This is a genomic window from Novosphingobium sp. UBA6272 (assembly GCF_002440635.1).
Classification (GTDB): Bacteria; Pseudomonadota; Alphaproteobacteria; order Sphingomonadales; family Sphingomonadaceae; genus Novosphingobium.
The window spans coordinates 26860-47803 of record NZ_DJUW01000007.1; the positions used below are offsets into that span (position 1 = coordinate 26860).

Annotated in this window: 21 protein-coding genes; 10 read left to right on the forward strand and 11 right to left on the reverse strand. The window is 65.2% G+C overall.

Going from position 1 to position 20944, the window contains the following annotated elements; all coding sequences use genetic code 11:
* Positions 1-4 precede the first annotated feature (4 nt).
* Entirely contained in the window at positions 5-1441 is a 1437-nt protein-coding gene (locus B2V17_RS04995; RefSeq protein ID WP_292995838.1) for a glutamate synthase subunit beta, read from the forward strand.
* 24 nt (positions 1442-1465) lie between these two features.
* Here B2V17_RS04995 and B2V17_RS05000 read toward each other — a convergent pair whose 3' ends face one another.
* On the reverse strand, positions 1466-2164 hold the full coding sequence (locus tag B2V17_RS05000) for a pirin family protein (RefSeq protein ID WP_292995840.1): 699 nt from the start codon (positions 2162-2164) through the stop codon (positions 1466-1468).
* A 153-nt stretch (positions 2165-2317) separates the two neighbouring features.
* Between B2V17_RS05000 and B2V17_RS05005 the strand changes: the two genes are divergently transcribed.
* Together B2V17_RS05005 and B2V17_RS05010 are read left to right on the forward strand one after the other, a co-directional pair.
* A complete protein-coding gene (locus B2V17_RS05005; protein ID WP_292995841.1) occupies positions 2318-3208 on the forward strand; it encodes an ATP-grasp domain-containing protein in 891 nt (296 codons plus the stop codon).
* Positions 3209-3261: 53 nt separating this feature from the next.
* The gene (locus B2V17_RS05010; protein WP_292995843.1) at positions 3262-4932 is read left to right on the forward strand and encodes a hypothetical protein; all 1671 of its coding nucleotides are present in this window, start codon (positions 3262-3264) and stop codon (positions 4930-4932) included.
* Here B2V17_RS05010 and B2V17_RS05015 read toward each other — a convergent pair.
* Positions 4929-5486 carry a DUF4760 domain-containing protein gene (locus tag B2V17_RS05015; protein WP_292995845.1) on the reverse strand — a complete coding sequence of 186 codons (558 nt, stop codon included), beginning with the start codon at positions 5484-5486 and terminating at the stop codon, positions 4929-4931. The genes B2V17_RS05010 and B2V17_RS05015 overlap by 4 nt on opposite strands.
* Before the next feature lies 1 nt (position 5487).
* Positions 5488-5814: a hypothetical protein gene (locus tag B2V17_RS05020; protein ID WP_292995847.1), complete on the reverse strand. Its 327-nt coding sequence runs from the start codon at positions 5812-5814 to the stop codon at positions 5488-5490.
* A gap of 505 nt (positions 5815-6319) precedes the next feature.
* Here B2V17_RS05020 and B2V17_RS05025 point away from each other — a divergent pair.
* Positions 6320-7456, forward strand: coding sequence for an acyl-CoA dehydrogenase family protein (locus B2V17_RS05025; RefSeq protein WP_292995849.1), 1137 nt, complete (start codon positions 6320-6322; stop codon positions 7454-7456).
* Here B2V17_RS05025 and B2V17_RS05030 read toward each other — a convergent pair.
* Positions 7453-8421 carry an acyl-CoA dehydrogenase family protein gene (locus B2V17_RS05030; protein WP_292995851.1) on the reverse strand — a complete coding sequence of 323 codons (969 nt, stop codon included), beginning with the start codon at positions 8419-8421 and terminating at the stop codon, positions 7453-7455. The genes B2V17_RS05025 and B2V17_RS05030 overlap by 4 nt on opposite strands.
* 18 nt (positions 8422-8439) lie before the next feature.
* A complete protein-coding gene (ung, locus tag B2V17_RS05035; RefSeq protein ID WP_292995853.1) occupies positions 8440-9126 on the reverse strand; it encodes a uracil-DNA glycosylase in 687 nt (228 codons plus the stop codon).
* A 63-nt stretch (positions 9127-9189) separates the two neighbouring features.
* Between ung and B2V17_RS05040 the strand changes: the two genes are divergently transcribed.
* The 3 genes from B2V17_RS05040 to B2V17_RS05050 are packed head-to-tail and all read left to right on the forward strand — an operon-like array spanning position 9190 to position 11057.
* Positions 9190-9810, forward strand: a complete 621-nt coding sequence (locus B2V17_RS05040) for a ribonuclease D (RefSeq protein WP_292995855.1) — start codon at positions 9190-9192, stop codon at positions 9808-9810.
* Positions 9811-9822: 12 nt separating this feature from the next.
* A complete protein-coding gene (gene lptC, locus B2V17_RS05045; protein ID WP_292995857.1) occupies positions 9823-10470 on the forward strand; it encodes an LPS export ABC transporter periplasmic protein LptC in 648 nt (215 codons plus the stop codon).
* On the forward strand, positions 10467-11057 hold the full coding sequence (locus B2V17_RS05050; protein ID WP_292995859.1) for an LptA/OstA family protein: 591 nt from the start codon (positions 10467-10469) through the stop codon (positions 11055-11057). Before lptC ends, B2V17_RS05050 begins: the two co-directional genes overlap by 4 nt.
* A gap of 124 nt (positions 11058-11181) precedes the next feature.
* On the opposite strand, the gene B2V17_RS05055 is transcribed toward B2V17_RS05050, so the two are convergent.
* Both B2V17_RS05055 and mutS read right to left on the reverse strand, forming a co-directional pair.
* Positions 11182-11373, reverse strand: coding sequence for a hypothetical protein (locus tag B2V17_RS05055; protein WP_292995861.1), 192 nt, complete (start codon positions 11371-11373; stop codon positions 11182-11184).
* Positions 11374-11397: 24 nt separating this feature from the next.
* Positions 11398-13968 carry a DNA mismatch repair protein MutS gene (gene mutS, locus B2V17_RS05060; protein WP_292995875.1) on the reverse strand — a complete coding sequence of 857 codons (2571 nt, stop codon included), beginning with the start codon at positions 13966-13968 and terminating at the stop codon, positions 11398-11400.
* 138 nt (positions 13969-14106) lie between these two features.
* Here mutS and B2V17_RS05065 point away from each other — a divergent pair, with 138 nt between their 5' ends.
* Positions 14107-16389: an NADP-dependent malic enzyme gene (locus B2V17_RS05065; RefSeq protein ID WP_292995863.1), complete on the forward strand. Its 2283-nt coding sequence runs from the start codon at positions 14107-14109 to the stop codon at positions 16387-16389.
* A 31-nt stretch (positions 16390-16420) separates the two neighbouring features.
* On the opposite strand, the gene B2V17_RS05070 is transcribed toward B2V17_RS05065, so the two are convergent.
* Both B2V17_RS05070 and B2V17_RS05075 read right to left on the reverse strand, forming a co-directional pair.
* On the reverse strand, positions 16421-17224 hold the full coding sequence (locus B2V17_RS05070) for a lipid II flippase Amj family protein (protein WP_292995865.1): 804 nt from the start codon (positions 17222-17224) through the stop codon (positions 16421-16423).
* Between the two features lie 41 nt (positions 17225-17265).
* Positions 17266-18021 carry a sulfite exporter TauE/SafE family protein gene (locus tag B2V17_RS05075; RefSeq protein WP_292995867.1) on the reverse strand — a complete coding sequence of 252 codons (756 nt, stop codon included), beginning with the start codon at positions 18019-18021 and terminating at the stop codon, positions 17266-17268.
* 144 nt (positions 18022-18165) lie between these two features.
* On the opposite strand from B2V17_RS05075, the gene B2V17_RS05080 reads away from it, so the two are divergent.
* The gene (locus B2V17_RS05080) at positions 18166-19038 is read left to right on the forward strand and encodes an HpcH/HpaI aldolase/citrate lyase family protein (protein ID WP_292995869.1); all 873 of its coding nucleotides are present in this window, start codon (positions 18166-18168) and stop codon (positions 19036-19038) included.
* On the opposite strand, the gene trmB is transcribed toward B2V17_RS05080, so the two are convergent.
* Entirely contained in the window at positions 19019-19735 is a 717-nt protein-coding gene (trmB, locus tag B2V17_RS05085; RefSeq protein ID WP_292995871.1) for a tRNA (guanine(46)-N(7))-methyltransferase TrmB, read from the reverse strand. The genes B2V17_RS05080 and trmB overlap by 20 nt on opposite strands.
* 131 nt (positions 19736-19866) lie before the next feature.
* On the opposite strand from trmB, the gene B2V17_RS05090 reads away from it, so the two are divergent.
* Entirely contained in the window at positions 19867-20685 is an 819-nt protein-coding gene (locus B2V17_RS05090) for a helix-turn-helix domain-containing protein (RefSeq protein WP_292995873.1), read from the forward strand.
* Between the two features lie 80 nt (positions 20686-20765).
* Here the strand turns inward: B2V17_RS05090 and B2V17_RS05095 are convergent.
* On the reverse strand, positions 20766-20944 hold a 179-nt coding region (locus tag B2V17_RS05095; RefSeq protein ID WP_292995877.1), incomplete at its 5' end, for a winged helix-turn-helix domain-containing protein.

The window sequence follows — 20944 nt, forward strand, 5'->3', positions numbered from 1 at the left end:
CGACATGGGCAAGGAAACCGGCTTTCTCGAGCTAGACCGCCAGGATCGCACCTATGCCGATCCCAAGGAGCGGCTGCACCACTACAAGGAATTCGTGATTCCGCATCCTGAGCCGGCGCTGAAGGCGCAGGCCAGCCGCTGCATGAATTGCGGAATTCCGTACTGCCATAACGGCTGTCCGGTGAACAACATCATCCCGGACTGGAACCATCTGGTCTATGAAGGAGACTGGCAGAATGCACTGGAAGTGCTGCATTCGACCAACAACTTCCCCGAATTCACCGGTCGGATCTGCCCCGCGCCGTGCGAGGCGAGCTGCACGCTCAACATTGTCGACCAGCCGGTGACGATCAAGTCGATCGAATGCGCGATCGTCGACAAGGGTTGGCAGGAAGGCTGGATCAGCCCCGAAGTGCCCGCGCGCCGCACCGGCAAGGCGATCGCGGTGGTCGGCTCGGGACCGGCCGGCATGGCCGCAGCCCAGCAACTCGCCCGGGCCGGGCATTCGGTCACGGTGTTTGAGAAGAACGACCGGATCGGCGGCCTGCTGCGTTATGGCATCCCTGACTTCAAGCTCGAAAAGCACCTGATCAACCGCCGCGCGGTGCAGATGGAGAGCGAGGGCGTCGAATTCCGCACCTCGACCGAAGTCGGGGTCCACGTCTCGATCGAAAGCCTGAAGGAAAACTTCGACGCGATCGTCCTGTCGGGCGGAGCCGAAGAGCCGCGCCGGCTCGAAATCCCCGGCGCCGAACTGCCCGGCGTGCGGCTGGCGATGGAATTCCTGACCCAGCAGAACAAGCGCAATGCCGGTGACGATGAATTGCGGGCCGCGCCGCGCGGCTCGCTGACCGCGACCGGCAAGCACGTCGTGGTGATCGGCGGCGGCGATACCGGCAGCGACTGCGTCGGAACCTCGAACCGCCAGGGCGCCGCATCGGTCACCCAGATCGAAATCATGCCCCAGCCGCCCGAGAAGGAAAACAAGCTGCTGACCTGGCCAGACTGGCCGCTCAAGCTGCGCACCTCGACCAGCCACGAGGAAGGCGTCGAGCGCGACTGGGCGATCCTGACCAAGCGCGTCGCCGGGACCGACGGTCAGGTCACCGGACTCGAATGCGTCCGGGTCGAGTGGGTCGAAGGACGGATGCAGGAAGTGCCGGGCAGCGAATTCACGCTGCGCGCCGACCTGATCCTGCTGGCGATGGGCTTCACGGGTCCGCGCAAGATCGGGCTGCTGGCCCAGTCCGGTGTCGAGCTCGACGCGCGCGGCAACGTCGCCGCCAATGTCACCGACTACCGCGCCAGCGACCCGCAGATCTTTGCCTGCGGCGACATGCGCCGGGGCCAGAGCCTGGTCGTCTGGGCAATCCGCGAAGGTCGCCAGGCCGCCCGCGCAGTCGACGAAATGCTGATGGGGGTGAGCGAGCTGCCACGCTAGGCGGCATCTCGCCCGGCCGGCAAATCAAGCCGCGTCGACCAGCACCAGTTCGGCGTCCTCCAGCGCGGTCACTTCGATCGCATCCTCGCCAATGATCGCGATCCCGTCACGCGCCGCCGCTTCAACCGCGCCGATCCGCACCCGCCCGCTGGCCGGGACCAGATAGAGATGCCGCTCGGGCGCAGTCTCGTACCGCACCGTCTCGCCCGCCTTGACATAAGCGGCGGCGACCCGCCCGCTGGTGTTGATCTTCAGCGCATCACCATCTTCCGGCAGGCCCGAGGCGAGCGTGACGAACTTGCCGTCGCGGCCCTCTTTCGGGAACGGCCGGGTCCCCCAGCTTGGCGCGTGGCCGCCGCGATCGGGCACGATCCAGATCTGGAACAGGCGGCACTCCTCGTCTTCCAGATTATATTCGGCGTGGCGGATCCCGGTTCCGGCGCTCATAACCTGAACGTCGCCGGCTTCGGTTTTGCCTTCGTTGCCGAGGCTGTCCTTGTGGCTGATCGCGCCCTGGCGGACATAGGTGATGATCTCCATATTGTCGTGCGCATGCGGCGGAAACCCGCTCTTGGGGGCAATGGCATCGTCATTCCAGACCCGCAGCGCGCCCCAGTGGACCCGCGCCGGATCGTGATAGCCGGCGAACGAGAAATGGTGATGGGCATCGAGCCAGCCATGGTTGGCGGCGCCGAGCGAGGCAAAGGGACGCAGTTCGATCATCGGGTATCTCCACATCCGGCCGTTTCGGAAATGGGCCGGGCAACGGCACCAAGATAGGCGCTCTCCCCATCTACGCCAGATGGTTTCCAGGTGGTCACCGCCCTTTGCGTGAACCAGTTTGCCCAAGCCCCTTAGGAAAGCTACGGCCCCGCCATGATTGCTTGCATCGCCTTCCTCGCCTGCCCCGATACTCTGCCCGGCTCGCCCAGCCGCCGACCTGACGCCTTCGAGCATGACCTGCTGTTCGATGCGATCCAGGCTGGACTGGGCGCGCGCGCCGAACTGACCGCAATCGATTGGCGCGCCCCGCTGGAGCAGCTGGCCGCTTTCGATCTCGCCTACCTCGGCACACCGTGGGACTATACCGAGGCCAAGGACGAATTCCTCGTCCGGCTCGAAGCGCTCGAGGCGGCAAGCGTGGTGGTGGCCAATCCGGCCCAGGTGATCCGCTGGAACGCCGACAAGCTTTACCTGCGCGAACTGGAAGCGCGCGGCGCACCCTCGATCCCAACGCTGTGGCCCGAATGCGCCGGGCCGGACGAGATCGCGGCAGCCTTCGACTATTTCGGCTGCGACCGGGTCGTGGTGAAGCGCCGGGTTGGCGCAGGAGCGATCGGACAGGACAGCTTCACCCGCGCCGCGCCCCCTGCTGCCGATTGGCGGATCGATCAGCCGGCGATGATCCAGCCGTTCCTCCCGGCAATCCAGCAGGAAGGCGAGCTGAGCTTCATCTTCATCGCTGGCCGGCTCAGCCACGCACTGGTCAAGCGCGCCGCCCCCGGCGATTACCGGATCCAGTCGCTCTATGGCGGGCGCGAGGTAGCGCTGGAACCAGCGCCCGCAGACCGCGCGGCAGCCGAAGCGGTGATGGCCCTGCTGCCATTTGCCGAACCCCCGCTCTACGCGCGGATCGACATGGTCCGGTTGGAAGGTGGCGAACTGGCGGTGATCGAGGCGGAACTGATCGAGCCGTACCTCTATCCGCAGCAGGGGGCGGAATTCGGGGTCAGGATGGCGGAGGGGTTGTTGGCGCAACTCCTCTGACCCGCAATGCGCGCCTGTTGCCAAGGCGTGCGATCAGGGTAATTCTTTGAATCATGCTGCGAATCGCATCGATCCTCAGGCTGGCACTTGTCCTTGTTGCGACACTTGCGGCGCTGCCTGCCCAAGCCGCCGTTTGTGATCGTTTTGCCGAACCGCTGACTCAGGCCAGCGCGACAGAGCTTGGCCGTGAGGTGCGCAGCCTGTTCTCGGAGCGCTATCAGCGCAGCCTGGCTGATGTCCGAATTGCTGTCGACGAAGATGAATTTGATGTGCTTGCCCTTGCCCAGAGCGGCAAGTCCTATGAAATTGTCGTCTCGGCTACATACCTGCGCACCAGTTGCGGCCTGGCCCTGTGGGCCCTGCTCCTCAATCCGCAAGATGCCGAGCAGAGGGCCAACGTGGCAAGCATGGCGAGAAAATCCTGCCCTGTCTCGTTGGGCAGCGACCGCCGGGCATGCATGCTGGGATTCATCAACGGGCTTCTTGATGGTTCGCAAGACCAGATGACCGACAAGCGCGAATTCGAGAATCTGACCCCGCTGATCGAGCAAATGGTCCTCTCATCATTTGTCTTCGCGCTTGCCCATGAATATTCCCACGTCATCATCGAGCGCGGCGGATCGCCCTTCGCCCGGCTGGCCCGGACCGACAATGAACTGGCGGCGGACTTTCAGGCCATTTCGATCTTTGCATCGGGGCGGGCCTGGCCGGCATCGGATTCGTTGCTGTTCAACGGCAGGCGCGAGTTTGACTATCTGCTGGCCGATGAGGAGCAAGCACCAGCCGCTCACGATGCCGCCTATTGCCGGGCCGCGCGTTCGGCAGCGATCCGCCAGGCCATCAGCCCCAATCTGACCGCGATCAACCGCTGGCGCAGCGGCCAGGATCCAAGCTTTGCCTTGTCAGTACTGCCGGTGCTGATGAACAATGTGACGCTGAGCTCACCCAAGACCAGCGCACCCTGCAATCTGGAACTACCGGCCGAAGTATCCGCCTTGATCGGCGAAATGGCCGCTCTGGCGAAATGGACGGAAAACTGGCCGCGCGATCCGGCAGCGCAGGCACTTGCGATCAAGGCCTTGCTCAAAATGCCCATCCGGACCGAAACGGGCACTTTGACAAGGGCCGGGATGACTACGTCATACGTCCTTGCTCCCGGTTTTGAAGCCATCAACGGTACTCTCGACGGCACCCTGAAGCCGGCGGTTGCGGCATCTTGGGCAGCCAGGTTTGGTCTCGCGGCACCGCTGATCGGCAAGCCAGGCAACCTCTCGATCAAGGACCGGCAAAAGCTGACGATCGCCCAGGCCTGGTCCGATTTCCTCGCCATGGCCCCAGGATCAAGGTTGAATCCCGGCCTGCGGAAGGCAAAGTCAGTGGTTGGCATGGCACAAACCAACAGTTTCGGGCGACCCGACCCGACCGATCTCCTGACGATTGCCGGTATCCAGCTAATCGACGGCGATTGCCGCCAGGGTGTTCGAACCGTGGCTGTTGCAGTGCGGGACCTCAAGGATCCCTTGCGCCAGTTCGGGGCTGCGTCGATCTTGCTCGCGAACCGGGATCCTGTGGCCGTCAATCGGAACAATGCCGAGTTCGCCAGTATTGCCGACAAGGCGCAGGATGAACTGGTGAGCCCCAAGGCCGAGCAGACCTGCCTGAACAACGTGCCCCGGCTGCGCAAGGCACTGGCCGACAACTTGGGCTGGAAGCTGGACGACTAGGACTTCGTGCCGTCCGCTTTGGCACAATCTCCGGCGAACTTTTCAAGCCGGATGCCATAGTCCGGATAGGCATATTCCTGGCGCAGTTCGGGAATGCCTGCAAACCGGGCCTTGCAATAGAAGTTGCGAATGTCCTGCCCGATCAGGCTTTGCGCCATGTCCGCGTCGCATACCTGCTCTTCGACACAGACCAGGATGTCATCGAAATAGTCGGTAACCAGCTTGATGTTCTGAAGTCCGGCCTTGCTGACGATAGACTGGGCCAGCTGGCGCTTGCCGACTTCCTGGTTGCCGTAGAAAATCTCGAAGGCCTCGTTGCTGGCATCAAAGGCTTCGGCCACGCGGACATAGGATTCGAACAGCTTGTCATCGTACTTGCGCATGAACAGCTCGGCCGCGATCTGCTGCCGTTCCAGGCGGATCGTGTCTTCGCGCTGGAACAGATAGAGCGGCAGAACGATCAGTGCGCTGAGTATCACCGCCACGTTCGACGCGATCTGCGTCAGTTCAACCCAGCGGCCGGAGAGGCCCAGCCCGGTGGCTTCATGCGTCATGCTATTGTCCGCATGCCTTGAGATTCAGGCGCAGCCGGCCCGAACCGGCCGGAGCAGTGATCCGCGCCAGCTGATTGCGGTTCGCGCGGATGCAACGTGTTTCCCAGGCCCGCAGGAACAACAGGCTTTCCACGCCGTTCGCATCGAGGCGGCGCGGAGGCGGAACCAGGTGGCGCATGATCTTGGGACCTGTCGTTCGGCAGGTACGGATACTGACATAGACGCCCTGCGGGTCGGCTGGGACCATCCGGATCCGCTCGGCCAGGCAAGCGAACTGGTCTGCATCAACCAGCACATCCGCAGTCTCGGCCCGGGCGGGGAGGGCCATGAACCCGATCGAGGCAAGCAGTAATGCCAAACAGCGGCGAACTATCGACATAGGTACCCTTTTTGGTGGGAGGCCCGGCCATTGCGGTTCTTCAAGTCATCAGATGCAATAGTCGGCTATGATTTTCAAGGCAGTACTCGGCCAGCTTTCCGACACGCCCCAACCCTGCCATCCTTGCGGCCCGCCCGGCCTTGGCCGACGCGTTCCCTTACGGCAACCGGCAGGCTTTCCGCATGTTTTCACCGATCCTTCGTGAATCCGTCCCCAAGCATGCCTATCCCTTTGTGACATCCTGCCCTGTGGATACGTTTCATCAACAAACTCGGGATTATCGTTTGAAATCAGTGGGGGTTTTGTACGCGGGTGCGGCTTTGTCGATCCCGGATTGGCCCGCTGACCGCGTCCCTGCGTGCAGTTCGCTGTGATTGGTGCGCAAGTTGACCGCGCGCCCGATTGCACCGCACCGCCGCTTGCCATCCGCGCCGCGCCAAGGCACCATCGTGCCATGACCGAACCCGATAATCTTGCCGCCTTCCGCGCCGAGGTGCGCAGCTTCCTGGCCGAGAGCCTGCCGCCCGAGCTGGCGCGTGCGGGCAAGCGGGCGACTTCGGTCTTTGCCCATCCCGATCACTCGATCCCTTGGCAGAAGATCCTGACCGCGCGCGGCTGGGGGGCGATCGACTGGCCGGTCGAGTACGGCGGGACCGGCTGGTCGCCGATGCAGAAGTACATCTTCGCCGCCGAATGCGCCCGGGCCGGAGCGCCGAGCCTGCTGCCGCAGGGACTGAAGATGGTCGCCCCGGTGCTGATGCATTACGGCACGCAGGAGCAGAAGGATTTCTTCCTGCCCCGTATCCTGTCGGGCGAGCATTACTGGTGTCAGGGCTTTTCCGAGCCCGGATCGGGATCCGACCTGGCCAGCCTCAAGCTCAAGGCCGAGCGGGACGGCGATCACTACGTGCTCAACGGCTCGAAAATCTGGACCACCCACGCGCACTTCGCCAACTGGATGTTTGCGCTGGTCCGCACCAGCAGCGAAGGCAAACCTCAAGCCGGGATCAGCTTTGTCCTGATCGACATGGCGGCCCCCGGGCTGAAGGTCGATCCGATCATCTCGCTGGCTGGCGAGCACGAGCTCAACCAGGTGTTCTTCGACAATGTCCGCGTGCCAGTGGCGAACCGGCTGGGCGAGGAGAATGACGGCTGGTCGGTTGCCAAGTACCTGCTGACTTTCGAGCGCGGCGGGCGCTATGCCCCGGGGCTGTTCGCGCATCTGAGCAAGCTGCAGGGCGAAGCCGGCGACGATCCGGTGCTGCAGGAACGGCTGCGGCGCGAGGCGGTGACGCTCGAAGCCCTCGAAGCGCTCGAGATGAAGTCGATCGCCGCGCAGACTGCCGGAGACAATGCCAAGTCGGCGCTCTATGCCTCGGTGCTGAAGGTCCAGGGGACCGAAGCGGCACAGCGGATCGACGTAATGGCTTGCGAGATCGCGGGCCTGGCCGGCTGGGCGATTGCCGACGGACAAAGCCCGGACCTGCTTGCCACCGCGCTGCCGCGCTATCTCAACGGGCGAGCGGCGACGATCTATGCCGGGTCGAACGAGATTCAGCGCGACCTGATCGCCCGGGCGGTGTTGAACTAGGCCAGTTCGGCGTGACGGATCAGGTGCTGACTCTTTGAACCCAGCGCTGCCGCAATCGCCAGCCCGCGCTTGAACTGGCCGCCCAGGCTGAGTTCCTCGGTCACGCCCATGCCGCCGTGGAGCTGGACCGCACCTTCGCCGACCGTGCGGACCGTATCGATCGTTTCGACCGCCGCCGCGCTGACCGCGTGGCCCCAGCCGGGGGTGCCTTCGGCCAAAACCGCGCGTTCGGTCAATGCCTCGGCCTTGAGCGCGGCCATCTGCATGTCGGCCAGGCGGTGGCGCAGGACCTGGAAGCTGGCGATCGCGACGCCGAACTGCTTGCGCTGCTGGAGATAGGCCGCGGTATCGGCGAGCATCCGCCCCATCAGCCCTGCAGCCTCGGCGCAAAGCGCTGTCTGGCGGACATCGCGGGCCCACTCGGCCGCAGCGCTTGCATCGACGTCTTCGGCCAGCACGCTGTCCGCCTCAAGCCCGGAACCGATCGACAGGTCAGCCGCGACCGAGCCGTCCATCATCGCGCGGCGGCGGCGCGACAGGCCGGAAGCGTCGGCCTTGACCAGCAGGGTCTGGGCCGGACCGGCAAGGATCAACCAGTCGGCCTCTGCCGCGCCGGGCACCAGCGGCACTTCGCCGCTATCGTCCAGGGCCAGCGCAATCCGCGCTTCGCCGCTCGCCAATGCGGCAAGCAGGCCGTGATCGGGCGCGAGCCGGGCAAGCAGGCTGGCGCCAAGATGGTGGGCGAGCCAGTCCGATCCGGCCAGCGCCGGGCCAAGCTCGGCCATGATTGCGGCGCGTTCGATCGCCCCGCCGCCGACTCCGCCAGCTTCTTCGGGCACGCCGACCGCCATCAGGCCCAGCTCGGCCAGCCCGGCAAAGTCGGGCTTGGGATGGTCGGCCAGATAACGCTGGAGTGACTGCTGCAGCAGGGTCGCGGTCTCGGTCAGGGGAAGTTCGAATGCCATGCCGCCACCTTGCCGCGTTCACAGCCGCCAGTCTACTGCCCCGCGCCCTTTGGCCTCGAGAAAGGCATTGGCCTGGCTGAAATGACGGCAACCGAGGAAGCCCGAATGGGCCGAAAGCGGGCTGGGGTGCGGAGCGGTGAGGACCAGGTGCTGGCTCTGCATCAGGCCCGGCACGCTCAGCCCCTTCTTGCGGGCGTGGCTGCCCCACAGCAGGAATACGCAAGGGTCAGCCTTGGCGGCTACGGCGGCGACAATTGCATCGGTGATCTCTTCCCAGCCCTTGCCCTGATGCGATGCGGGCTTGCCATCCTCCACCGTCAGCGCGGCATTGAGCAGCAGCACGCCTTGCCGGGCCCAATGCGAAAGGTTTCCATGCGCGGGGCGCGGCAGGCCGAGGTCGCTCTCCAGCTCCTTGTAGATGTTGACCAGGCTGGGCGGGACCCGGACCCCGTCCTGAACCGAGAACGACAAGCCGTGGGCCTGGCCCGGTCCGTGGTAGGGATCCTGACCCAGGATCACGACCTTGACCGCATCGAGCGGGCACAGTTCCAGCGCGGCGAGGTGGCTGCCGCGCGGCGGATAGATCGCCTTGCCCGCTGCCTCTTCGGCCTTGAGGAACGCACCGAGCGCGCGCGACTTGGGGCTGGCCAGCACCGGTTCCAGCGCTTGGCGCCAGCTATCGGGAACTGCGTCGGAACCGGCCACTTGCGAAACTCCGCCAATGCAGGGCTTTTCACCCCGCACGGATAAGCCTAAGCACCTTCGTCTATGGCAGTCTATCTCCACGAAGAAGATCTCCCCGCCGATGTGCTCGGCCCGGGACCGGTCGCGATCGATACCGAAACGATGGGGCTGATCACCCCGCGCGACCGGTTGTGCCTGGTCCAGATTTCGGACGGCGGCGGCGACGAACATCTGGTCCGTTTCGCGCCTGGCTCCAGCTATGAGGCGCCCAACCTGAAGGCCGTGCTGGCCGATCCCTCGCGGGTGAAGCTCTATCACTTCGCGCGCTTCGATCTGGCCGCGATCGAGCACTACATGGGCGTGGTTGCCGCGCCGGTGTTCTGCACCAAGATCGCCAGCAAGCTGACCCGCACCTATACCGATCGCCACGGGCTCAAGGACCTGGTTCGCGAACTGTTGGGCAAGGAACTGTCCAAGCAGCAGCAATCGAGCGACTGGGGCGGCGCGGAACTGAGCGAGGCGCAGCGCGAATATGCCGCTTCCGACGTACGCTATCTCCACGCCATGCACGCAATCCTGGTCGAACGGCTGGCGCGCGAGCATCGCAGCGAGCTGGCCCAGGCCGCGTTCGATTTCCTGCCGCACCGGGCCCGGCTCGACCTTGCCGGCTGGGCCGACAAGGACCTGTTCAGCCACGAGGCCTGATCCTCAGCACTTATGACCGAAGCTGCCGACATCATCCGCGACAAGCGCCGGCTCTGGGCTGCACCGGGCGGCTCGCACGACTGCAAGGTCCACGTGCTGGCGCGCTGGCTACCGGGGCTGGTCGGGGTGGTCGCGGCGGCGATGATCGTCGGCCCGCTGTTCACCGAAGGCGAGCTCTCATTCCTGCTCGATCGCAACAAGGTGGCGGTCACTCAGGAGCGGCTACGCGTCAACAATGCAATGTACCGCGGCGAGGACAAGCGCGGGCGGCCCTTTACCGTGACCGCCGGCAGCGCGGTTCAGGTTACCTCTACGGTGCCGGTGGTGCAGATGGAAAACCTCGCCGCGCGGATCCGGCTCAGCGATGGCCCGGCCGAACTGACCGCGGTGCGCGGCAAGTACGATTATTCGGCGCAGACCGTCGCTGTCGAAGGCCCGGTGGTGTTCACCGCAGCCGATGGCTACCGACTGACCACGCAAAACGTTTCGATCGATCTCAGAAGCCGTTCGGTGATGGGTTCGGGCGGGGTCAGCGGCGCCATTCCGTCTGGCACTTTCAGCGCGGAGCGGATAAGTGCCGATCTAGACAACCGTGTGTTGATGCTGGACGGCAACGTCCGGATGCGGTTCGTGCAGACCAGTTTCAGGATGCCGCAATGAGCAAGCCCGCCCACCCCTCGATCAAGGCTACCGCGCTGCGCTCGCTGCTGTGCGGCTTCGCGCTGGGCACGGCGGCGATTCTCGCGCTGGCTCCGTCGAACGCCCAGGTCTTCGCCGGGCACAACAGCGATGCCCCGGTCAACTTCTCGGCCGACCATGGCGAGCTGCAGGGCAAGGCCAACCGCGCGATCCTGGCCGGCAACGTGGTGATCAGTCAGGGCGACATGACCCTGCAGGCCGGCCGCACCACCATGGCCTTTTCGACCGAGGGCGGCGGTTTCAAGATCCACCGCGTCGATGCGGTTGGCGGGGTGAATATCAAGCGCGGCAACCAGGCCGCGTCGGGCGATGTCGCGATCTACGATTTTGACAAGCGGCTGATCATCCTCGCCGGCAATGTCACGCTCAACCGCGGTTCGGACCGGCTTTCGGGCGGGCGGCTGACGATCGACCTCAATTCGGGGCTGTCGACCCTCGATGGCCGGATTGGCGGCGGATCGCCGGCGCTGGGCGGAAGCGGCGGGCCGGCACCCAAGGGCGGCCGGATTTCCGGGACTTTCACGGTGCCCAAGCGTTCGACCAACTAGGTTGCACGCGGACGATAAAATCCCGGCACGATCTGGGTAAAGGCGGCCGAATCGAATCCGCAATGCCAGAGCTTGAGACTGCGAAACCAACCGATCTAATGCGGTCAGCTAGGTTTGAAGCATTTCAGTCCCTCGCCCACGGCGACTTGTGCATTTCGTGGACTTTGGCGACCTTGGTCTCTTCGTGCTGGCGGGCCTGATCGGCCATCGGCACGGTGCAATAGGCAGTCAGCAAAACGCCCAGCGACCACATCACCGCCTTCCAGCGGTTGATGAAGACATGGCGCATCTTGGGGCCGAAGCCGAAAAAGAACATGGGACCGTTCATAGCCGATCGAGGTTAAGGAAGCTTACCCGCCTCGCGCTTCAGCTCGTATAGCAAATCAAGCGCCTCGCGTGGACTGAGTGCATCGACATCGAGCGCGCCGAGCCGTTCACGCAGGGTATCGACCACTTCCTGCTTGTGCTCGATCGCAGCGGCGAACAGCGGCAGATCGCCGAGGCCCGCGGCGAGGCCGCCGGTTTCGGCCCGGCCCTTCTCAAGCCGTTCGAGCACCGCCGAAGCGCGGGCCACGACCGGAGCCGGCACGCCCGCCAGTTTGGCGACAGCCAAGCCATAGGAGCGGTCGGCGGGACCTTCGGCAAGTTCATGCAGCAGTACCAGATCGCCCTGCCATTCGCGGGCGCGCACGTGATGCAGCGACAGCGCCTCGCAGCTTTCGGCGAGCCGCGACAGCTCGTGATAGTGGGTCGCGAACAGGCAGCGGCACTTGTTGACCCCGTGCACTGCTTCGACCACCGCCCAGGCCAATGCCAGCCCGTCATAGGTCGAGGTTCCGCGCCCGACCTCGTCGAGGATCACGAAGCTCCGCTCGCTTGCCTGCGCCAGAATCGCGGCGGTTTCGACCATCTCGACCATGAAGGTCGAGCGGCCCCGGGCCAGGTTGTCCGAAGCCCCGACCCGGCTGAACAGGCGGTCGGTAAGCCCGATCCGGGCCCGCATAGCCGGGACGAAGCCGCCAGCCTGCGCCAGTAGCACGATCAGCGCGTTCTGGCGCAGGAAGGTACTCTTGCCGCCCATGTTGGGCCCGCCGACCAGCCAAAGCCGATCATCCGGGCCGAGCCGGCAATCGTTGGCGACAAACCGCTCGCCCCGCGCCGCCAGCGCCGTCTCGACCACCGGATGCCGCCCGCCTTCGATCTCAAGGCAGGCGTCCTGGTCGATCGCAGGCCGCGACCAACCCCCTTCGGCGGCGCGCTCGGCCTGGCCGCAGGAAACATCGAGCCGGGCCAGCGCCTCGGCCGTGGCGGCGATCGCCTGGCGGGCCTTGACCGCTTCGGCGGTCAGTTCCTCGAAATGGGCTTCCTCCGCCGCCAGGGCATGGCCGCCCGCTTCGGCGATCCGGCTCGCTTCCTCGTGCAGCGCCAGCGCGTTGAAGCGCACCGCCCCGGCCATGGTCTGGCGGTGGGTAAAGCCGCTATCCGCTGCCATCAGCGCATCGGCGTGCTTGGCCGGAACCTCCACGAAATAACCGAGCACACCGTTGTGGCGGATCTTCAGGGCGGCGATCCCGGTCTGATCGCGGTACTTTGCCTCCAGCGCCGCGATCGCGCGGCGGGCATTGCCCGAAGTCTCGCGCAGCGCATCGAGCGCATGATCATAGCCCTCGGCAATGTAGCCGCCCTGGCCGCGCTCGGTCGGCGGGGCGGCAACCAGCGCGCGGGCATAGAGATCGGTCAGCGCGCCGTGTCCGGTCAGCCGCGGCAACAGCGCATCAAGCAATGCAGGGCGATCGGGTCTGGTGTTCAGATGATCATGAATCCGCCGCGCCTCGCTCAGCCCGTCACGCAGCTGGCCAAGATCGCGCGGACTGCCGCGCCCGGCCACGACCCGGCCCAGCGCCCGGCCCAGATCGGGCAGCGCGCGCAGCACAGTGCGCAAGTCGGCTCGCAGCAAGGCATCGTCGCGCAGCCACTGGACCAGCGCCAGCCGCGCCTCGATCGCATTCGCATCGGTCAGCGGAGCAGAAAGGTCTTCGGCCAGCTGCCGCGCCCCTGCCCCGGTGACGCAGCGGTCGACCGCCTCGATCAGGCTGCCGCGCCGCCCGCCCTGGCTGGACACGAGGATTTCCAGGCTGGCCCGCGTCGCCTCGTCCATCGCCAGATGAGCCTGCCCTTCGCGCGCGACCGGCGGCAGCAGCAAGGGCAGCCGGCCCCGCCCGACATGATCGAGATAAGCGATCAATCCCCCCGCTGCGGCCAGCATGGTCCGGCTGAAACTGCCAAACCCGTCGAGCGTCGCCACCCCGTGCGCGGCCCTGAGCCGCGCTTCGCCACCGTCGCTGGCAAAATCACGGCCCGGGCGCTGGATCGCCTCGGGCGGCGCGTCGGCCCAGCCGTCGGGCACCACCACCTCGCTGGCGCCAAGCCGGGCCAGTGCCGCACCCAGCCGGTCGGCCGGGCATTCCTCCAGCTCCATCCGCCCGGTGGAAATGTCGCAGGCGGCGAGCCCGATCAGGCCGCGCACTTCGCAGACCGCCGCCAGTACGTTGGCGCGGCGCGGTTCGAGCAGGGCCTCCTCGGTCAGGGTTCCAGCTGTGACGAAGCGGACGATATCGCGCGCCACCAGCGCTTTGGAACCGCCGCGCTTCTTTGCTTCCTCGGGCGTTTCGACCTGTTCGGCGATCGCCACCCGGCACCCGGCCTTGATCAGCCGGGCCAGGTAGCCTTCGGCCGAATGGGCCGGTACCCCGCACATCGGCACCCCATCGCCGCGGCTGGTCAGCGCGATATCGAGGATCTGCGCGGCGGCCTTGGCATCGTCGAAGAACAGTTCAAAGAAATCGCCCATCCGGTAGAACAGCAGGCAATCGCCGGCTTCCGCCTTGAGCGCAAAATACTGCTGCATCATCGGGGTTGCCGGGGGCGGAGCGTGCATTGGCAGTGCCTAGCGCGTGTATCGGCGATTCGGGAGGCTTGGCATCCAATCTATCCCCTATCGCGGCGGCGCGCCTTTCGTTAGGGCGGGCAGGCATTCCGGAGATTACCCGTGGCCGAAGACATTACCCAGACCAACGAAAGCAACGTCCGTTTTACCGAGCGCGAGGCGCTGTTCTATCACAGCACGATCCGCCCGGGTAAGATCGAGATCATCGCCTCCAAGCCGATGGCGACCCAGCGCGATCTGAGCCTGGCCTATTCGCCCGGCGTGGCGGTTCCGGTCCAGGCGATCTACGACGATCCGGCCACGGCCTATGACTATACCGCCAAGGGCAATCTGGTGGCGGTGATCTCCAACGGTACGGCGATCCTTGGCATGGGCAACCTCGGTGCACTTGCCTCGAAGCCGGTGATGGAAGGCAAGGCGGTGCTGTTCAAGCGCTTCGCCGACGTCGATTCGATCGATATCGAGCTGGCCAGCGAGGATCCCGACGCGCTGATCGAGGCGATTGCGCTGATGGAGCCGAGCTTCGGCGGGATCAACCTTGAAGACATCAAGGCTCCCGAATGCTTCGTGATCGAGCAGGCGCTGCGCGAGCGCATGAAGATCCCGGTGATGCACGATGACCAGCACGGCACCGCGATCATCGCCGCCGCCGGGCTGCTCAATGCCTGCTTCCTGACCGGGCGCAAATTTGCCGACGTCAAGGTGGTGGTCAACGGTGCCGGGGCCTCGGCGCTGGCCTGCACCGCGCTGATCAAGTCGATGGGCGTGCGGCATGACAATGTCACCGTCTGCGACCGCACGGGCGTCATCTATCGCGGCCGCGAAGGCGGAATGGACCAGTGGAAGAGCGCGCACGCGATCGACACTGCCGCGCGCAGCCTGGAAGAAGCGCTGGAAGGGGCGGACATCTTCCTCGGCCTGTCGGCAGCCGGGGCGCTCAAGCCCGAATGGGTCAAGAAGATGGCGCCGAAGCCGATCATCTTCGCCATGGCCAATCCCGATCCCGAAATCACCCCGCCCGATGCCAAGGCGGTGCGGCCCGATGCGATCGTCGCAACCGGGCGCAGCGACTATCCCAACCAGGTCAACAACGTGCTGGGCTTCCCCTTCATCTTCCGCGGCGCACTCGACGTGCGCGCAACCGCGATCAACGAGGAAATGAAGATCGCCGCCGCCCGCGCAATCGCCGAGCTGGCCCGCGAAACCGTGCCTGAGGAAGTGGCTGCGGCCTATGGCAAAAAGCACCAGTTCGGGCCCGACTATATCATCCCCGCCCCGTTCGACCCCCGGCTGATGGAGGTAGTTTCCTCGGCCGTCGCCAAGGCGGCGATGGAGACTGGCGTCGCCGGCAAGCCGATTGAGGATTTCGACGCCTATCGCCACAGCCTGAAGGCCCGGCTCAACCCGACCACCTCGGTGCTCACCCAGGTCTATGAAACGGTCAAGGCCAATCCCAAGCGGGTTATCTTCGCGGAGGCCGAGAACGAGATCGTGCTGCGCGCGGCGATCCAGTACCGCGACTTCGGCTATGGCGAGCCGGTGCTGGTCGGGCGGACCGATCAGGTCAAGGCCAAGCTGGCCGAGCTCGGGATCGACGATACCGACTCCTTCCACATCGAGAATTCGGCGATCAGCGAGCACGTTCCGGCGATGGTCGAGCTGCTCTACGATCGGCTGCAGCGGCGCGGCTTCCTTGAACGGGACGTGCGGCGGATGGTCAACCAGGATCGCAACGTCTTCGCCTCGCTGCTGCTCAAGCTCGGCATCGGCGATGCCATGGTCACCGGCATGACCCGGACCTTTGCCCAGACGATGCGCGAAGTCCGGCAGGTGCTCGATCCCAAGGACGGCCAGCTGCCCTTCGGGATCCACCTGATGATCGGCAAGAACTATACCACCTTCCTGGCCGACACGACCGTCAACGAGCGCCCCGGCGCCGAAGACCTCGCCCGGATCGCCAAGGAGACCGCCGCGGTAGCCCGGCGCCTGGGTCATGAACCGCGGGTTGCCTTCCTGTCCTATTCGACCTTCGGCAATCCGCCGGGGCGCTGGCTGGAGCCGATTCGCGACGCGGTGGCGCTGCTCGATGCCGAGCAGCAGCCGTTCGAGTACGAAGGCGATATTGCCCCCGATGCCGCGCTCAATCCGACGGTGATGAAGAACTATCCGTTCAGCCGTCTGTCGCAACCGGCCAACGTGCTGGTCTTCCCGGGGCTGCAATCGGCCAACATCTCGGCCAAGCTGCTGCGCGAACTGGCCGGCAACGCCACGATCGGCCCGATGCTGCTGGGGATGGAAAAGCCGGTCCAGATCGTGCCGATGACCGCGATTGCACCGGACGTGCTGACCCTGGCGGTGCTCGCGGCTTCAGGAGTGGTGGGTTAGGGTTTGTTTTCTTCGGCCACGCCGAAACAGATCAAACGTAGTTCGCAATCCAGGCGACCGCCATCGCCGAGGGGATGAAGAACACCTGCGCGGCCACTGTGCCGGCCAGGCGGCTCAGCGAAATCCAGATGATCGCGCGGCGGAACACATTCGCGTCCATCCGCCCTTCGACCACGTCGTCGGTCATCACCGAAATCTGCGGATCGATGAACGCGAACAGCAGGATCGTGGCAAAGCCGTTGATCACCGCAGAAAGCTGCGAAGCGGTGACGCGGAATTCGGGATTAAGGTAACCGGCATAGAGCGAGGCCAGCACGCCGACCGTGATCAGCCCCTGCGCCAGCATGTTGGCGATCAGCACACCCCAACCGATATCCTTCGGCTTGCCCAGCTGCTTGAGGTTTTCGGCCGATGGCATGGTCAGCGACTGGCGGATTGCCGAGAGCCCCGCGGGCGAGGCGGTGCGCAGCACCAGCCGCGCGGTCGAGCGGTTGTGCTGGAACCAGCCGATCGCCTGTGCAAACAGCCGCTGAGCAGTGGGGACCAGCAGGATGCCGATGAAAACGGCGAAAGTGGCGCTGGCCAGCACCAGCCGGAAATCTCCGGCCAGCGCATCGCCGCCGCCCGAGGCCAGCCGCAGTTCGATCCGCTTGGCCAGGAACGGCCCGAGGAACGAATTAGACATCCGGCTGACCAGGACCAGCAGGTTGAACAGGGCAAAACTCATCGCGATCCGCCCGGTCCGCACCCCGGCGATCCGCGCGGCATAGGCAAGCGCGCCGATCAGGTTGATCACCGCGGTCAGCAGGCAGATGAGCAGCAGCTGGTTGTCCATGTCCGCCGCCTTCTAGGCGAGCCGGTTGCGCTTGGACAGGGCTAGCCCCAGGCCTTCCACACTCCGAAGGCGCTGGTTGCGGTCAGGACCACGCCGACCATCACCAGCATCGGCTTGGCCGGGATGTGCTTCGCCGCCCAGGCCCCCAGCGGCGCTGCGGCGAGTCCGCCGATGAGCAGGCCAAGGGTGGCCCCGGCGAGGTCGGCAAAGCCAAGGTGATAGATGAAGGTGGCGCTGATCGTCAGGGTCAGGAAGAATTCGACCGCATTGACCGTGCCGACCACCCGGCGCGGATCAGCGCCCTGGATCAGCAGGTTCGACGTGACCACTGGCCCCCAGCCGCCCCCACCGGCGGCATCGAGGAACCCGCCCAGCAGCCCGAGCGGGGCGACGACCTTGGCCGGCTTGGCCTGCGGCGGATACTTCAGGCCGCGCCACAGCAGCATCAGGCCGATTGCGGAAAGGTAGACCAGCACGAACGGCTTGACCACCTCGGCATCGAGCGAGGTCAGGACGTAGGCCCCGGCTGCGCCGCCGACCATGCCCGGCACCAGCAGTTTGAAAAACAGCGCCTTGTCGACGTTGCCGTGGAGCAGGTGGCTGAGCCCTGATGTCGCCGTGGTGAAGCATTCGACCACGTGGACCCGCTGCGAGGCGTGGGCCGGCGGCACCCCCAGCACACCGACCAGCAGGGTGTTGGAAATCACCCCGAAAGCCATCCCGAGCGCGCCATCAACCGCCTGGGCGGCAAAGCCGACGGCTATGAACGGCAAGAGTGCGGCCAGATCGAATTCCATCGCGAGTCGCTCCAAGGCTATGTCGACCATTTCGATAGAGTTCCGTTGCGGCGACAGCGAGAAAGTTTTTCAGTGCAGCGCCGAAGCGAAATTTTCCTGCGGCAGGCAGCTTGCGCGATCATCCTGACCGGGCGATGACACGGCATGATCCAGCCCATCCGCCCTCGCCGCTCGGCCCTTTATCTGCCCGCATCCAATCCCAAGGCCCTGGCCAAGGCGCGGACCCTGCCGGCCGACGTGGTGATCCTCGATCTCGAGGATTCGGTTGCGCCCGAACACAAGGCCGAGGCCAGAGCCATGGCCGTTGTCGCCGTCGCCGAGGACGGCTTCGGGCGGCGCGAGCTGGTCATCCGGGCCAACGGTCTTGGCACGTCCTGGGGCGAAGATGACCTCTCGGCGATCGCCGCTGCCGGACCCGATGCAGTGCTGGTGCCCAAAGTCAGTTCGGTTGCCGAGGTGCGCGCTTACGATGCGGCCCTTGCAGCCGCTCCCGCCCACACCCAGCTGTGGATCATGATCGAGACCTGCGCCTGCCTGCCTTTGCTGCATGACCTAGCCGCTTGCGCCGCCGAAACGCGGCTCAGCGGATTCGTGCTGGGCACCAATGATCTCGCCAAGGAAATGCACGCCCGGCTGTCCCCGGCCCGGACCCCGTTCCTGCCGGTGCTGACCATGACAGTCGCCGCCGCGCGCGCGCACGGCTTGGTCGTGCTCGACGGGGTCTGCAACGAATTCCGCGACCTCGACCTGTTCCGCGCCGAGGCCGAGCAGGGGCTGGAATTCGGCTTCGACGGCAAGACCCTGATTCACCCCGACCAGATCGAGCCCTGCAACGCGGTGTTCTCTCCCAGCCCCGCCGAGATCGCCTGGGCCGAAGCCGTCGAGGCCGCCTTTGTCCTGCCCGAAAACGCCGGCAAGGGGGCGATCAAGGTCGATGGCAAGATGGTGGAATTGTTGCACCTCGATCAGGCGCGCCGCGTGCTGGCGGTGGTGGCGGCTATTTCCGGCGAAACCTGAAGTACCAGACTTCATGCCGGTAAACGGAGCGGGCCTTGTGCTCGTAACGCGTTTCAGGCCAGCCGCAGGGCCGCTTCTGGAAGTCCTGCGGACCCTCGATCAGCCATTCGAACTGATCGGTATGGCGGCGCATCACCATCAACGCATGGCGGACATAGATCGCATGATCGGTACCAAAGCGGAATTCGCCGCCAGGCCTCAGCTTGGCCGCGAACAGATCGACCGGGCCATCGTTCATCATCCGCCGTTTGGCATGGCGAGCCTTGGGCCAGGGGTCCGGGTGGAGCAGATAGAGAAACGATAGCGATCCGTCCGGGATCCGCCGCAGCACTTCAAGCGCATCGCCGTGATGGATCCGGACATTGCCCAACGGCGGGTGCGCGCCGTTGTCGCCGTCGACATGGGTCAGCGCCTGGGCAACCCCGTTGAGGAACGGCTCCGCACCGACAAAACCGTGGTCGGGCAGCATGTCGGCCCGCGCCGCCATATGCTCGCCCCCGCCGAAGCCGATCTCGAAATGGAGCGGACGCACATCGCCAAACAGCGCTTCGGATGTGATCGGCCCCTCATCGGGCATCGCAATTCGCGGCAACAGCGTATCGACCAGGCTTTGCTGCCCGGCCCGGAGCGGCTTGCCCTTGGCGCGGCCGTAGAGGCGGTTGATCGTGGTCGGATCGCCGGATTTATACGCAGTCATGGCCGCGCCGTCTGGCAGTCGGCCCGGCAAGGGTCAAGTTCGCACGCCAGTGAATGCCTGGCGGTGTGCCGGACAAGAAAATTGGGATGGACGCTTGGCAGGGCCTGTGGTGATCAGGCAGCATGTCGGTCATGGAACGCCTGCCCAGCTCGCTTACTGCGCTTAGCGAAAAGGAACTCGAAGTGTTGCGCCTGCTGGCTGCGGGGCACACGGTCAAGTCGATCGCTGCCAGCCTTGGCCGCTCCGAAGCCTCGATCAACGAACGGCTGCGCGATGCCCGGCGCAAGACCGGTGTCGGCAGCAGCCGCGAACTGGCCCGGCTGATCGACGCCCAGAAAAATTGGGACAAAAATATCGATCTGGCGGCGAACGGCAGCGCGCCTCACGGTCCGATGCAGCCCCCAAGTGCGGGGCGCATCAGACCGAAAGGAACACTTGTCATGGCTGTTACTTTGCCAATCGCCGCCGCCCTTGGCCTTCTTATGGCCGGGCCGGTCACCGCACCGCAGGCCGCTTCGCCGGAAGCTTCGCAGGTCTCCATCTCCCAGCAGTCGCCGCTCGCGGGGCGCTGGTCGCTGGACGTCATGCGCATCCCTGAAGACGAACGGCCGCAACGCGTGACCATCGATTTCAGGGTCTCGCCGGACCGGAAGTGGACCACCCATGTCGAAATCGTTGGCAAGGATGGCACCACCATGCATGCTGATTCGACTGCGGCACCTGACGGTGTCCCCGTCGCCGGCACCGGGAACATGCCATTTCTCGATACGGTTTCGCTGCGTCACCCGGCACCCGATACCCTGGTGATGACGCTGGGCAAAAGCGGCGCACCGGTTTCAACCCGGGTCTACACTGTCGGGAAGGATGGCAAGACGATGACCGAAACGATCATCTGGGCCAGCACCGGCATTCCGAAACTGGAAACGACCTACTTCAACCGGATCGACTGAGCCGCGATCTCGGGCAAAGCAGAACGGCCCGCCTCCTTCGGGAAGCGGGCCGTCTGTGTGACGAAATTGCGGGTAATTTCTTAGGCGGCCTGAGCCTCTTCGCCCGGATCGCGCAGCACATAGCCGCGGCCCCAGACGGTTTCGATGTAGTTTTCTCCACCGCAGGCGTGCGCCAGTTTCTTGCGCAGCTTGCAGATGAAGACGTCGATGATCTTGAGTTCGGGTTCGTCCATCCCACCATAAAGGTGGTTGAGGAACA